10 protein-coding genes are annotated in these 13,938 nt (G+C 72.1%); 1 reads left to right on the top strand and 9 read right to left on the bottom strand.

Annotation, left to right across the window (positions count from 1 at the left end; translation table 11 throughout):
* Positions 1-64: 64 nt before the first annotated feature.
* Genes OO71_RS09040 through OO71_RS09020 form a run of 5 tightly spaced genes read right to left on the bottom strand, consistent with a single transcriptional unit; the run spans position 65 to position 9,088 of the window.
* The gene (locus OO71_RS09040; protein ID WP_033289244.1) at positions 65-2,599 is read right to left on the bottom strand and encodes a tetratricopeptide repeat protein; all 2,535 of its coding nucleotides are present in this window, start codon (positions 2,597-2,599) and stop codon (positions 65-67) included.
* A complete protein-coding gene (locus OO71_RS09035; RefSeq protein ID WP_033289243.1) occupies positions 2,593-4,539 on the bottom strand; it encodes a Clp protease N-terminal domain-containing protein in 1,947 nt (648 codons plus the stop codon). The genes OO71_RS09040 and OO71_RS09035 overlap by 7 nt, the downstream gene beginning before the upstream one ends.
* Before the next feature lie 2 nt (positions 4,540-4,541).
* The gene (locus tag OO71_RS50865; RefSeq protein WP_033289242.1) at positions 4,542-7,481 is read right to left on the bottom strand and encodes a CHAT domain-containing protein; all 2,940 of its coding nucleotides are present in this window, start codon (positions 7,479-7,481) and stop codon (positions 4,542-4,544) included.
* The gene (locus tag OO71_RS09025) at positions 7,465-8,397 is read right to left on the bottom strand and encodes a hypothetical protein (protein WP_033289241.1); all 933 of its coding nucleotides are present in this window, start codon (positions 8,395-8,397) and stop codon (positions 7,465-7,467) included. Before OO71_RS09025 ends, OO71_RS50865 begins: the two co-directional genes overlap by 17 nt.
* On the bottom strand, positions 8,387-9,088 hold the full coding sequence (locus OO71_RS09020; RefSeq protein ID WP_033289240.1) for a DUF6338 family protein: 702 nt from the start codon (positions 9,086-9,088) through the stop codon (positions 8,387-8,389). The genes OO71_RS09025 and OO71_RS09020 overlap by 11 nt, the downstream gene beginning before the upstream one ends.
* Before the next feature lie 126 nt (positions 9,089-9,214).
* On the opposite strand from OO71_RS09020, the gene OO71_RS49985 reads away from it, so the two are divergent.
* Complete coding sequence (locus OO71_RS49985; RefSeq protein WP_156096231.1) at positions 9,215-9,355, top strand: hypothetical protein; 141 nt, start codon at positions 9,215-9,217, stop codon at positions 9,353-9,355.
* A gap of 109 nt (positions 9,356-9,464) precedes the next feature.
* On the opposite strand, the gene OO71_RS09015 is transcribed toward OO71_RS49985, so the two are convergent.
* From OO71_RS09015 to OO71_RS09000, 4 genes are all read right to left on the bottom strand, one after another.
* Positions 9,465-10,124 carry a TetR/AcrR family transcriptional regulator gene (locus OO71_RS09015; RefSeq protein WP_033289239.1) on the bottom strand — a complete coding sequence of 220 codons (660 nt, stop codon included), beginning with the start codon at positions 10,122-10,124 and terminating at the stop codon, positions 9,465-9,467.
* 20 nt (positions 10,125-10,144) lie between these two features.
* Positions 10,145-12,133 carry a S9 family peptidase gene (locus OO71_RS09010; protein ID WP_245633607.1) on the bottom strand — a complete coding sequence of 663 codons (1,989 nt, stop codon included), beginning with the start codon at positions 12,131-12,133 and terminating at the stop codon, positions 10,145-10,147.
* Between the two features lie 97 nt (positions 12,134-12,230).
* Positions 12,231-13,004, bottom strand: coding sequence for a nitrilase-related carbon-nitrogen hydrolase (locus OO71_RS09005; protein WP_033289238.1), 774 nt, complete (start codon positions 13,002-13,004; stop codon positions 12,231-12,233).
* Positions 13,001-13,921: a beta-keto acid cleavage family enzyme gene (locus tag OO71_RS09000; protein WP_033289237.1), complete on the bottom strand. Its 921-nt coding sequence runs from the start codon at positions 13,919-13,921 to the stop codon at positions 13,001-13,003. The genes OO71_RS09005 and OO71_RS09000 overlap by 4 nt, the downstream gene beginning before the upstream one ends.
* Between the last annotated feature and the right edge of the window lie 17 nt (positions 13,922-13,938).

Below are 13,938 nucleotides of genomic sequence, written 5' to 3'. Positions count from 1 at the left end.
GTCAGGGCGGTCAGTGCCGGTCTTGCCGAGAGCCAGGAACGCATTCTGGCCAGCTGATCACACCCTAGCGAGTTCGCAGCCCGTTCAGGAACACCACCGCTTCCCCCGCCGCGAGCCGGGTTTCCGGGAGCACCACCGCGATCTCCTCATAATCGTCGACGACATCCTGCACCAGCCAATCCGGCGTGCCCGGGCCGAGATCCCGTGCCAGGGCGGCCACCGGATCGGTCCCGACCAGGGCCAGGTGGAACAGCGGGAGGTTCGGGTCCCCGGCGCGCCGGTGTGGCCCGGCGGTACGGATCGGTTCCCCGCCCAGGTCAAGGGCGTCGCGGAAGAATTCCGTCGCCTCGGGGCGGCGTCCGGTGGCGGCCAGCGACAGGCCGTACTGATAGCGGAGCCAGGACGAGCCCGAATGTACGGCGCCGAGGGCCTCCAGCACCGCCAGGGAACGCTCGCTGTCAGAACTGCGGAGGAGCCGGGAGTACTGGATCGTCGCGGTTTCGTAGGCCGGGTCCAGGCGTAGGGCGTGAGACAGCGCGGCCACGGCGCCGTCAGGGTCGCCGGATTTGCGCAGGGCTTCGGCGCGGAGGAAGTGCGCGTACGCGTTGTCGGGTTCTTGCTGGAGCGCCTCGTCCAGGACCCGGATTGCCTCGGGTAGTTCCCGGCCCTCCAGGAGGGTGCGGCCGAGGACCCGGCGGGCCTGTGCCGACTCCGGGTCCATCTGCACGGCCAGGCGGGCGGCGGGCACCGCGCGGCGACCTGCTTCGGCGAGCGTCGATGCCAGGCGCATTTGTACCGCGGCAGCAAGGAAATCCGGCTGACCAGGCAGCTGGGTCAGCGCTTCGCACAGCTGCAGGGCGGCTGCGGGCTGGTGCAGGAAGCGGACCGCGCGCTCCCAGAGCAGGACCTGGTCGGTGACCCATCCGGCGCCGTTGCGCAGCCCGGTCACGACCAAGTGTTTTCCCGCCCGGACAAGGAGATCCACGGCCGTCGCCGGGTCGACGGCGGTGTCCCGGGCGACCGCGTGGGTCAGCTCGGCCAGGAGGCGCGGGTGGTCGAACTCGCCGGACAGGACCTGCTCCAGCAACTTCGAGAGGTCGGGATCGGGGCGGTACCGAGCGGCGGCCAGCCGGGTTTCCACAACGCCGGCGAGGTCCGGGGCCATCGCGATGGCGTCGAGAAACACCGGCGTACCCGAGCCCGGCGAAAGTCGTTCCCGGGCGATTGCCCATGATGTCAACGTGCGGGCGTCCCGCGTCAGTTCGGCGCGGAACGCGGCCAGCTGTTCGACAACCCCGGCCTGGTTGTGCAGCTGCGCTTCGTGTTCGACGCGGTCGATCGCGCTGCTGCCGAACGTCGTCGCGGTCCGGACGGCTTCGTCCCACCAGCCATGTTCGACCAGGTCGTCGATCCGCCGTTCGACGTTCCGGGTCACCTCCCCGGTGTTCTCGGCCAGCAGGAGGGCGCGCGCTTCGACGTCGTCGGCCAAGGCGGCGCGCGGCGATCCGGCGTGGTGCCGATGCCGCGCGCGCAGGACGAGGGCGCGGGCCAGCAGGTTCGGCGGGTACCCGGCGGCGAAGTCCTCGCGGAGCAGCCCGACCAGCTGGTCGATGAGCGGTCCACCGGCGCCGTGCTTGTCGAGCCGCTCGGCCGCTTCGCCGAGCATGCCGACGTAGGACGCGCGCAGGGTGTCGTCGCCCACCAGGAAAAGCGGGCGGATGCGGGCGGCGGAGTGCGAGAACTGTGCGTCGTCGGGCGGGCTACCCAGCCAGTCGTACTCGGGCGACACCGTCCGCCACTCCCGCGCGGCGGCCGCGCCGAGCTCGAAGAACCGCGTCTCCGGGTGCCGGACGGCCGCGTCCGTAGTGGCCGCCCACCGCGGATGCCCGGCGACCGCGAAAAACCGTGCGGCGACCGGCACCCGCTCGGCCAGCCAGGCGCTGTCCGGCCCGAGCTGCGCGAGACCGGAGACGGCGCGTGCCCAGGCCCACGCGTCGAACGCGCCGGCAATCGTGCGGGTGAGCCCGTCCGGACGGCCTCCCGCACGCTCCGCCTGCTCCGCCACCGCGGTGAGCCAGCGGCGTCCGGTCTCGGCGTCGTCCTTCTCGATCAGCGCGAGCCCCAGACCCGCCGCGGCAGAACGCGCGCGGTGGGTACGCAGCCGAACGCCGGGACGCGGGGCCTGCCGCGGCGTGAGCCCGGCGCGAACCTCCACTTCGGACCTCCGCAGCCGGAAATCCAGCGGACGCGGCGGAACTCCGGGCACGCCACGGAGATCGGCGCGGACGTCGTCCTCGTCACCGGTCCGGACCTCGGTCAGGATCACCGCCAGCATCCCGTGCGTGCGGACGCGGTACGGCAGGTACTGGACGTCGTCATCCGCCGCGGCGACCATCAGCAACGCGTTGGTGAGCTGGTCCTGTCCCAGGATCACGGACAGCTCGACCAGGTCCGCCGCGAACACGCTGCGGCACATCATCCCCGGCCGGTGCGCGGTGAGGAATTCGGCGCCCGCTTCGAGGGCTTCGGCGAACCGGCCCTGCGCAGCCGCGTTCCGCACGACCTCCGCCGCCGACGTCAGGTGTGCACACTTCAGCACGCGAGATCCTCCCGGAGGTCGGCCACCGTCACCACGTCGCGGGTACTCGCACGGGCGATCAGGTTCTTGAGCGACGGCGTGAACACCAGCCACTCCCCCGGTTCCGGGTCCGGCTGTGTCCGCAGGCTCTCGGCGAGATGCTCCGGCCCGACGTAACCCAGTCCGTCGGCCCGGGCAAGCGTTCCGGCGCCGAGCAGCGCCCGTCTCAGCAGTGGGTCCGGGACACCGCCGGGCACCGGCGGGTCGACGAGGTCTTCCAGGTCGATCCCGCGAGTCCACTGTGTACAGAGCGCGGCCCAGGGAAAGGTGACGGACGCGCCGTTCGGCGGGCATTTCGCCGCCCGGTCCCGGACGGTCGGCGGCGTGGCCAGGCTGGCCGACAGCGCACTGATCAGATCGCCGTGGGTGATCGTCCGGCCGTCCGAGGCAGCCATCAGCACCGCGCGGGCCGGTGCACTGAACGGACCCGCAATCGGCAGCCGTGGCCCCGGATCCCGCCACCTGGCCGTCGCTCCACAGGTGACCCGCACCGCGATTTCGTCCGGCGAAGCAAGCACGGTATGGCTCAGCACCGACAGCAAGACATGCGACGGCCGTACCAGCGGCACCCCGTCCTGCCACGCCCGGACAGCGCTTTCCTCCAGAGCCGACCGTGCCGCTTCGGTGAGCCCGCCGGGAGTTCCCTGCGCATTCATGGTCTTACGCAGCATTTCGTCAATCGTGGCGACCGTGATTCCCGCTGCTGCAGCGGCATTCCGGCACTCGCCGTCGGCAAGGGCGGCCAGCAGCAGGTGTTCCGGACCCAGCAGGTGGTGCCCTCGGTCGCGGCTGATCTCCCACGCCCGCCGAAGCGTGAGGCACGGCCCAGCCTCCTCAGCGGCAGTGACCCACCCCGGTACGGCTGGGACCAACTCCGGCGCCGCGGCAACCCGAGCCACCTCCGGAAGCACCACACCGGAAATCCGGGCCGTCACCTTCTCGAACGCCCCCGGAACCGCCTTCGCCAGCACCTCGAACTGCTCGCGGGCCCGCTCCCGGTCGACCTCAGCCTCGGGGTCTTCGGCCAGCATCCACCACGGCCGTGGCTGCTCGACGAGGGCGGTGAGATCCGGATGCGCCCGGTAACCGGCAAGCCGCGTAGCCAGGTACTGGTCGCCCAAACGGACGGCGAGCTCCACGACAGTCGCGAAGTCGTCGTCCGACCCGCCCTCGCATTCGAGCACCCCGCACTGCGCGGTCAGGAGCATCGTGGCCATCCGGCGGTACTTCGCCGCAATCGTCCCGGACCAGGTGACCCGGATGCCGTCGACGTGCGAGATCGCCGCCGAGTACTGCACGCTCGCCTGCTTCGGTACGCCGCGGCCCTGCAGCACCCGGCCCCAGTGGGTGAGCAGGTACGCCATCTCGTACGAGGTCAGCCGTTTCAGTTGCTGCGCAACGGTTTCACTGCTGATGACGTCCATCGCCATCTCCGAGTCCAGCGCGTCACGGGCCGGGGCGAAGACGAGCACCGCACTGATCCGCACGTACCGCTCGGTCGGCTGGTTCCGGTGCGGAATGCGTTGTGCCGCCCGCAGAAACCGGGCCGCGTCGTCGAGGAGGCCGAGCTCCGCCGCGGCCCGCGCACGCACCGCTCCGGCGCGCGCGGCGAGCGTGGCCCACCGGAGGATCGGACGTTCGTCGATCCCCTCGACGGCTTCGGCCGCGAGGTCGAGCGCCAACCGCGGCGCGTGCGCATCGAGGGCCGCTTCCGCAGTCCTGGCCAGCAAAACCCGGCCGCACAGCCCGTCAGCCGGATGGTCACGCAGCGCCTCGAGGTACGCCGTGAGCGCCTCTGCCGCGCGGCCCTCGCGCAGCAGCCGGTCGGCACCCTGGTAGGCGCCCTCATGCCGGCACCGGACCGGTGGCGCAAGCACGTGCTGGATCGATCCGCGCGCCACCGTCACTCCTGTCCGATGTAGACAAACGACTGCCACAACACCGGCAACCCGCGGCCAGTACGCCGCCACCGCTCCAGCAGCAACCGCTGCACACCCGCCACCGCCACCCCGGCATCCGGAGCCGTGACGAGCGCGTCCGCCAGTGTTTTGGTGATGGCCAGCAACGCTTTGCCCTCGAAGACGGTGTACGCCGTGCAGCACAAGCCGTCCGCACCGGCGAGCAGCAGCGCCGCGCCGAAGCCGAGCCATTCGTTCACCGGAGCGCCATCGCGCCGCGCCGAGGAGGAAACACCCATCGTGTCGCAGCCGACGCTCAGTACCCGCGCCGGAACGGGATACCGCGACGAGCCGTCGGCGTCGGTCGCCACGACGTCCCGCACAGTCAGCAGCCCGTCGAGCCGATCGCCGTCGAGTTCCAGGCCGTGCAGGCTCGCGTTCTCCGGATCACTCACCACGTGCCCGGCGAGATAAAGCAGCCACTCCCCGTCGGCGGACAGGGCGTCCAGCGCCAGCCGGACGTCCGGTTTCGCCATCGGCCGGGTCACCGCGACCTGCGCGACCGGCGGAGGTTCCCGCATCACCACGATGTCCTCGCTGGCGCCGGGGTTGATCAGGCCCAGCCGCATCGGCCAGTCCGCGCGCAGTGCCCGCGTGCCGCGCGGACGGGTCTTCGTCACGATCGCCCACGACGGAAGGTGCACCACCACGGCGGTTTCGAGGACCCGCAGGTCGTCGCCGGAGGACAGTGGCAGCCAGCCGACCGGCAGATGAGCGAGCGCAGCAGGCAACGACACGACCAGCTTCCGGCTGGGATCGCCACCCGCGCGCAACCCCTCGCGCAGCACGTCCGGCAGTACGGCCTCGCTCACCGCCAGCAGGAGTTCGTACTCCCGCGCGGGCCGTTCGGATCGACCCAGCGGTCCCGCGAGAACACGTTCCTGCGCCGCTTCGGCCGATTCCCCAGGGCGTGCGATCGGCAGCGCCGCAGCCAGGTCGGACAGGGCCGTCGCACCGGCGGTCCCGGGACTGAGGTCGGTCGCCCCGTGCGACCAGCGGCCAGCGGGATCCCGTACGGCCCAGTGATACCGCGCCGCGACGATCACCGCAGTCCAGTACCAGCACCGGCCCGCGGTGGCGACGAGTTCCCGTTCCAGGTCGAAGGTTCCCGCGCCGCCCTCCTCGATCCCGAGCGAATGCCGCGCCGACCGGATCCGCGCCACCGGCGGCCGGGCGACCGGGCTGAACCCGGCAAGCGCGAACGCGGCATCGGCGTCCTCCTGCGGCGCTTCCGCCAGGTCGGACGGCACCGGCTGCCGGGCGGACACATCGAGCAGCGACAGCAGACCCGAGTCACCGGCCGCGGCGGTGGGCAGCACCTCACCCCGGGCCAGCTCGATGGCCTCGGCCACGAAAGCGCTGTCCCCCAACGCATCGGCGAGCCGCAACGCGGTCGCGAAGACGTCCAGCTGCCGGACCGACCACTCGGCCCGCCACCGGCCCGACGGCAGCTTGTAGCGGGCGCGGTTCGCCACGGTGAGCGCGGCGGCGGCGTGCGCCATCGCCTCCGGCAGCTGCCCTTCGCGCTCCCGCAACTGCGCGAGCACCACTCGCGCCTGTACTGCCGCCAGCGGCCGGCGCCTGGCATCGACCAGCGCGAGCGCGGACTGCGCGTCGGCATCGACCTTCTGCCCGACAGCCGGATCGTCGACCTGCGCGGCAGCGCGCAGCAGGAGGCCCGCCGCGGTCTCCTCGCGCGTCCGGTCCACCTCGCCGCGGCCGTCCGGTGACCCGGCGATCCGGTTCACCGTCCAGCGGAAACCGGCCGAGCCGTGCGCGAGCATCAGCCGTGCGAGCCAGGTTTCCGTGCGGACCACCAGGTCGACCAGATGGCGGCGCGTCCCGATCAGCCGCAGGCGGTGGATCCGGGCGAGCAGGCCGGCCAGATCGGCGTCCGGACGGCGCACGTCCAGGTCGAGCAGCTGCAGTTCGGCCGCCGCACGCCAGCGGCGGGCCCGGCGACCGCGCAGCAGGTCCCCGGCCTCGACGAGCGCGGTGCGCGCGTCGGCGTCCCGGCCGCTGGTCAGCAGGACCGCGGCCAGCCGCAGCGCGCACCATCCGGCCACCCCCGGCGGCCCGGCCTGCGCGGCGGCCCGCGCCTGTCCGGCGGCCACCGCGGCGCCCACCAGGTCGCCCTGCTGCACCGCCACCCCGGCCCGGCAGATGTCCAGCACCGGTACCAGCGGGCCGGGTACTGCCCCGCAGGCGTCGAGGAACACCCCGGCCACGTCGGAGTTGTCGGCGCCGGACAGGTCGAGCGCCGTCGCGAACGCCGAGAGCTTCCCCCGCAGCGCGAGCTCGACGATCAGGCGGACCGGCAGGAAACCCAGGTATGGCCCCATTTCCGTCCACGTCCGGCGGAGCAGCGCCACCAGCGCGCGGGCGTGCGCGGCCGCGGTGAGCCCGATCAGCGCGATCAGGCAGTACCACCAGGTGCTCACCCCGAGCGCGACCGCCGCCCCGGCGAGCACCGTGGCGATCAGCGTCCGCCGCCCGAGGAACGGCACCATCAGGCACAGCACCGCGATCTGCCCGGGGTTCGCTCCGATCCCCAGGCCGGCCGCGACGATCACCACCGCGAGCGCCACCCGGAACCGCAACGGCCGCCACACCCGCGCGTGGTCCTCCAGCCGGGCGAGATCGGCGCTCAACGCCCCGATGGACCGCGCGGTGGTACGGGCCTTGCGCAGCGTCCCGGCATCTTGGAACACCGCGAAAAAGCGGTCGAGGAACAAGGCATCGGTCAACCCGTGGTCGCGGGCGACCAGGGACAGGTCGAGCACCGAAGCCCGGTCCGCCAGCGCCTGGTCCGCCGCGCCGCCGCGGGCCTGCAGCCAGCGGACCGCCGCGTCCTCCGTCGCCGGAAGGTCAGGCCCAGAAGCCATCCTGCCGCACCTCCGAGCTCATCCGCTGCGATTCCTTCCAGTACCGCCGCCACACTGCCGACCACGGGGTACGCGGTTCGCGTTGCTCGACGCGGTCGAACCAGACCAGCAGGTGCAGGTGCGCGAACACGGCCAGCAGGTTGACCAGCGCCAGCACACCGACGGCCACTGGCGCGAAGATCACCACCGGGACCCGCGCCAGCACGTGCCCCCACCGCCCCATTCCGACCGGGAGGTACTGGAACGGCACGATGAGCACGAGCGTCCACCACTGCCCGGTGGCCGAGGCGTGCATCAGCAACAGCGGGAAGGCGGCGTACGCGGTCAGCTGCTGCACTGCCCACACCACTACGAACTGCCTGATCCGGCGCCTGCCCAGCGGGCTGTTCCCGCGCCGCCCGCTCGGCAGGCCGATGGTGAGCAGCCGCGCGTTCGCCGCCGAGCGGCGGCTGGTGGTACGGCGGCTCAGGTCCTCCGGCTGCGGCGGGACCGGGGCGGCCGCGGTCAGGTCGAGGGGCTCCGGAATCGCTTCCCGGACCACGTCGTCGGCCGTTTCGATCCGGGCGCCCCTGGCCAGGACCAGGTCCGCGGTGAGGCCGAGTGCGGTGAGTTCCGGGAGGTGCCCGCGTTCGACCATCGCGGCGAGCAGATGGTGGGTCGCGGCTCCCGCTTCGCCGGTGGCGTGGGCCATTTCCGCTGCGGTGGCCAGGATTTCGGGCAATTCGGCCGGGTCCCGGCCAGGTGGCCCGGCGGGAAGTACCAGGCCGAGGTCGTCGAGGACCGCGCGCGCCCGGGTGCCTTCCCTTGCCAGCGATTCGAGCAGGAGCGCGGCCGTGGCTTCGCCGTCCCCGGCCGCGATCGCACCGGCGAGCACGGACGACGACAGCGGGGTCAGCCGGGGGATCTCACGGGGCATCGGGCACGGTCTCCTCGGGCGGTTCCGGAACGACATAGGTCACGGTGAGGACCTGGATGTGCTCGGCCTTCACCGAAACGGCGTTGACCTGGGGCAGCACCGCGGTGGCCCCGCCGGGTGGCCGGTACTCGACGTCGCCTTCGAGCGTCAGCTCCCGGTCGCCGGTCTCCGCGACGAGGGTGCTGTAGCTGTGCAGGTAACCGGCGAGGTACCCGCCGTCGGTGAGCAGGCAGCCCAGGTAGATGCGGCTGCCGGGGTTTTCGTGGAACAGCAGCCACCACGCGGACTGCTGCGGCTCGCCCCGCCGTCGCCGGGCCCGGGCTTCCGGCGCGACCTTGTCCCCCAGCCCCGGCCACCGCGGCGACCCCACGACGAACGCGAGCCCGATGGCCGCGACCAGGAACGCGGCCGACCAGAGGGTCAGCGCGAGTACGTTCTGGGCCACGTAAGCCGAAGGCGCCGCCACGATGCTGTCGAAGCGCGGCAGCGGTATCCCGAACCCGGCGGCGCCGAGGACGAACACGACTGTCACCACGACGTCGATGGCCGCGCCGGAGAAGACGATCGTGAGCAGTTCGTCCAGCGTCGAGCGGACTTGCTCGGGCCGGCGTCGGCGCAACCGGCGGTGCAGCACGTATCCGGGAAACGCCAGCACGATCAGGGCGGCGAGCGAAACAGCGGTGGTGGGCATCGAATCTCCGGGCAGGGCTGGCCAGGGGGCGGGGGTGTTACCGTGCTTACCGCGCGATGGCCCGGTTACCTGGGGACCCCGAAGAGGACACTGCTGAAGAGGACACTGCCGAAGGGGACACTGCCGATGACGACGCCGCTGGACGACCCGGATTTCGAGGACGAGGAAGTCGGTACCCACCTCGGCCAGACGGTGGCGAAACAGGCGCGGGACCTGAAAACGTCCACCGCGCCGCCGCCTCCGCCACCCCCGCCGCCGGGCCGCTGATCCCGTCCGGACTGCCGCCGGCGCACTTCGTCACACCCTGAGGTCGACCGGCGGGCACCGCCCGTTACGGCCGTCCTTCGATCGGGCGAAACCCGCTCCCCGTGGGGAATTAACCGGCAGCAGGGCGAGGTTTTTCGCCTTCCGGTGCCGCGCCCGGGGCGAGGTACCGCAGGAACATCGTCACCAGCTCCTCGCCGAACACGTCCACGTCCACCGGATCGGGATCGGCGATCACCTTGTGCACCACCAGCTCCACGGTGTTCACCACGAGGCGCGCCGCCATGTCCACATCGGACACCCGCACCTCCGGGTACCGCCCGAAGAGCAGGCGCAGCTCCGCGATCTGGGCGCGCTCCGCCTGCTCGACCTGGCGCAGCAGGTCCGGCGACCGCGGGGCTTCCTCGAACATCAAGCGCAGCAGCTGCGGGTCGTCGAGGTGGTTGCCGACGACCAGGCGCACCATCCGCCGGATCTCGCCCTCGAAGGTGTCCGGCTGCTCGTTGGTCTCCCGGTCGTGGCGCTGCGCCTCCTCGCCGCGCGCCAGGTGCCGCGAAACCAGCTCGGCGAGGAGGGCGTCCTTGTTCGGGTAGTACTGGTACAGCGACCCGATCGACACGCGGGCCCGCTCGGCGATGCGGTTCGTGGTGCCCGCGGCGTACCCGACCTCGGCGAACACCTCGGCGGCCGCCGTGAGAATCCGCTGCCGGGTCAGCTCACCGCGCACCTGCTTCGGCTGCTTCCGCGGCTGCAGCGGCGGCCTCGCGGGCATCGCGTCCCTCCTCCGCGGGGTTATCCGGGCTTTTGCTCAGAATAACCGCCCGCCAGGTACCGCTCGAACCACTCCAGGATCCGCGCGAGGAGATCGATCCGGGCCGGGTACGCGCGGACCCCGTGGCCCTCCTCCGGGTAGATCACCAGCGACGACGTGACCCCGTGCGCCCGCAGCGCGCGGTGGAACTCCTCCGCCTGCCCCGGTGGCGTGCACTTGTCGAGCGCACCCGTGATGTTCAGGCACGGCGTGCGGGCCTTGCTCGCGTGCAGCACCGGGCTGCGGGTGTGGGCGCGGGTGCCGGGCTGCTCGGGGTCGGCGTCGAGGAAGCGGTTGCCCCACGCCGCGATGTTGCTCGTGAAGCTCTGGCTGTACCAGTCGGTGACCGGCGACATCGGCACCGCCGCGGCGAACCGGGTGTCCTGCGTGACCAGCCACGACGACATGAACCCGCCGTAACTGCCGCCGATCAGGCCGACCCGGTTGCCGTCGGCCAGGCCGCGTTCGACGAGGGCGTCGATGCCGCTCAGGTAGTCGTGCGTGTCCGCGCCGCCCATGTCGCCGACCACCCGGGCGGCGAACTTCTGGCCGCGGCCGCTGCTGCCGCGCGGGTTCGGGTTGAGCACCGCGTATCCGCGCGAGACCAGCAGCGGTACCCACGCGTACCGCATCGACCAGCATTCCCGGTACGCCCAGATCGGCCCGCCGTGGATGTTCACCACCAGCGGGAACGGGCCTTCCCCGGCCGGGCGGCAGAGGATGCCTTCGATCTCCAGCCCGTCCGGCGCGGTCCAGGTCACCGCCTCGGCGGTGCCGGAAACCGAACGCAGGTAGTCGATTCCGGCGTGCTCGATCGCCGCGAGCGGACTGTCCACACCGGACAGCACCAGCTGCTGCGGGACCTCGTACGACTCCTCGATGGTGAGCACGCGGCCGTCCGAGGTGAAGACTCCGTCAGGGTGGAAACCGTTGCCGCCGCAGGCCATCGGCGTCGCGAACAGCTCGGCGACCGGCCCGCCCACGGTGACGATCCCGGCGACCGAGTCCAGGTGCCGCTGGCCGAGGTAGCCGAGGCGTTCGGCGTCGATCCACTGCAGCCGGGTGACGTCCGTGTCGTGCGTTTCGCGATGGGTCACCGCGCCGGTGCCCGGGTCGATCAGGAGCAGGTCGCCGGCCACGAGCCAGCGGTCACTGCACACCGCCTGCACCACGGAAACCCAGCGCCCGTCCGGTGATCCGGTGGGGAGGCCGAGCTGGACGTCGCTGGTCAGGAGGGTGCGGACGGTACCGGTGAGGTCGAGCAGGCTGAGCACCGCGGGGTACCACTCGTCCTCGCCGGGGGCGTCCGACGTGATCGCGACGATCCGGTCCGCGCCGCACCAGCCCGCTTCCCAGCAGTTCAGGCCTTCCGGCGACACGCGGTCCAGCTGCCCGGTCCCGACGGTGTATGCCCAGAGGGTGCGCCAGGCGGATTCGTCGACCTCGCTGTCCTCGACGCGCGGCGCCCACGACGGCGCGTCCTCCTTGCGCTTGGTGTTCCGGCCCGAACCCTGCCCGCCGGACAGCTCCGCGCCGACCCCGGCCACGCCGAGCAGCACCCGCTGCCCATCGGGTGACCAGTGCAGGTACTCGATCGTGCCCGGTACCGCAGGCGCCGGTGCGGCCTCGCCGAAGTGCCCGTCGGCGAGCAGGTGGAGCTGGAAGACGCCCTTCTCCGCCCGGTCCGCGAGGAACGCGAGCGTGGCCCCGTCCGGTGAGAACTTCCCCGACTTCGCCGAACAGCCCGCCGCCGAGACCGGCCTGAGCTGCCCGTCCTCGGCGGTACACAGGACAGTGCGCGGCGCGCCGACGAACTCGTCGAGCACCTCCGCGGTGACGACCGCGCGGGTGCCGTCCGGCGATACGTGCGGCTCCGCCATCCCGGACGGCTTGCCGAACGCCGGTTCGTGCGCGGCCCGCAGGTGCTCCAGCACTGCCTGGTATTCCGGCGTCTCGGTGTTGTCCACCACGATCGGTCCCCTTCCGTCGACCCCCGAGTCTGGCCCGATCGGCGCGCAGGCGCACCAGACCATCGTCGCGAGGTGGCGGATAACGGGGCGACATTTGTCAGCGGAGCCGGTACAGCGGGGGCCTTCGGCTGGCGAGGTAGCTGAAGTCACTCCGAGCCCGCGCGACCTCAGCGGTGTCGATGGTCGCGCGGAGCAGCTCCGCGCCGGTGCCCGCCTGCGCAAGATCCCGCCCATCCGGCCCCAGGACCCGGCTGCGGCCCACGTACCGGGTCGCGTCCTCGGCCCCGATCCGGTTGACATACGCGAGGAACACCTGGTTCTCCCACGCGCGCGTCCACACCAGGTGCTCGTTGACCCCGGCGTAAGGCTCCATGTTCGCCGTCGGCACCAGCACCACCTCGGCTCCCTCGAGCGCAGCGGTGCGGACGGTCTCCGGGAACTCGACGTCGAAGCAGATCATCACCGCGAACCGCACCCCGCGGTAGGTGACCTGCGCTGGGGGCTGATCGCCGGGGTGGAACCGGCGGTCCAGGTCGCCGTACAGGTGTGCCTTGGGGTACCGCGCGAGCAGCTGTCCGGTGTCGTCGACGAAGACGGCGTCGTTGCGGACCTTGCCATCCGGACCCGGGCTGGGCAGGCCCGCGACGATCGCGATGCCGTGCCGCGCGGCGATTTCCGACACCCGCGTGGTCAGGTCGAGCGCGGCCAGGCCGGTGAGATCGCCGACGTCGTACCCGGTCACGAACAGCTCGGGGGTCACCAGGACGTCGGCCGCGGCCTCGGCGGCGGCACGGTCCAGCTCGGCGAGGTTCGCCTCGACATCGCGGGGGGTTCCGGCGCTCTGCAGGGCCGCCAGGCAAAGGGTCGTCATGCGGCGACGCCCAGTTCTGCCCGCAGCTGCGCCGGGGTGGCGATCGGCCGTTCGAGCTGGTCGGCGATCGCGACCGCGGCGGCGACGAGTTCCGCGGAATCCACCGCCTGCCGACGACGCCGGATGCGCAGGTTGTCCTCGATCCCGACCCGCACGTCCATGCCCGCCGCCGCGGCGATCGCGCCGAGCCGCAGCTGGCCGGGGTACCCGACCCCGGCGACGCTCACCGCGGCCAGGTCGGTCCCGAGAATCCGGCCGGCTGCCTCGCGCAGCGCGAACAGGTCCTGCGGACTGCCTCCGGCGCCACCCAGCACGCCGAGCACGAACTGGATCCGCACCGGTCCGGTCAGCGTGCCCTCGTCGAGCAGGAACCGGGCCATCGACAGGTGGCTCAGGTCGTACACCTCCAGCTCCGGCGTCACGCCCAGCTCGCCGAACGCGGTCGCGAACCGCCGGATCGTGCCGAGCGTGTTCGTGAAGACGACCGAACCCGACCGCTCCAGTACCTCCTTCTCCCATTCGTGCCGCACGGACGGCCACCGCGCGGGGTTGGGGAAGCCCTCGAAGTTCATCGTGCCGAGGTTGAGCGTGGCAATGTCCGGACGGGACGCGACGACGCCCTCGATCCGCTGGTCTGCCGTCATGTCGACAGATCCGCCGGTGGTCACGTTCACCACGACGTCGCTCTGCTCCCGGATCCCGGACACGATCTCGGCGAACATCCGCGGCGAAGCGGTCGGACGCCCATCGGACTCCCGGGCATGCAGGTGGACCACGGTCGCCCCGGCGCGGGCGGCAGCGACGGACGCCTCGACGATGGCGTCCGGCCCGCACGGCACCGCGGGACTCTGGCTGGGCAGGACGTCTCCCCCGGTGACAGCGGCGGTGAGGACAATCGGGTCATACGGGGCACGCATGGTGGAACCTTTCTCTT

Source organism: Amycolatopsis jejuensis, assembly GCF_000717335.1.
Lineage (GTDB): Bacteria > Actinomycetota > Actinomycetes > Mycobacteriales > Pseudonocardiaceae > Amycolatopsis > Amycolatopsis jejuensis.
This window is presented reverse-complemented; position numbering and strand designations above follow the sequence as displayed.

Bases quoted from the DNA above. Each gene is read 5' to 3' on its own strand.
- OO71_RS50865 (WP_033289242.1), bottom strand. From the start codon at position 7,481: ATGGCTTCTGGGCCTGACCTTCCGGCGACGGAGGACGCGGCGGTCCGC.
- OO71_RS09025 (WP_033289241.1), bottom strand. From the start codon at position 8,397: ATGCCCCGTGAGATCCCCCGGCTGACCCCGCTGTCGTCGTCCGTGCTC.
- OO71_RS09020 (WP_033289240.1), bottom strand. From the start codon at position 9,088: ATGCCCACCACCGCTGTTTCGCTCGCCGCCCTGATCGTGCTGGCGTTT.
- OO71_RS49985 (WP_156096231.1), top strand. From the start codon at position 9,215: ATGACGACGCCGCTGGACGACCCGGATTTCGAGGACGAGGAAGTCGGT.
- OO71_RS09015 (WP_033289239.1), bottom strand. From the start codon at position 10,124: ATGCCCGCGAGGCCGCCGCTGCAGCCGCGGAAGCAGCCGAAGCAGGTG.
- OO71_RS09005 (WP_033289238.1), bottom strand. From the start codon at position 13,004: ATGACGACCCTTTGCCTGGCGGCCCTGCAGAGCGCCGGAACCCCCCGC.
- OO71_RS09000 (WP_033289237.1), bottom strand. From the start codon at position 13,921: ATGCGTGCCCCGTATGACCCGATTGTCCTCACCGCCGCTGTCACCGGG.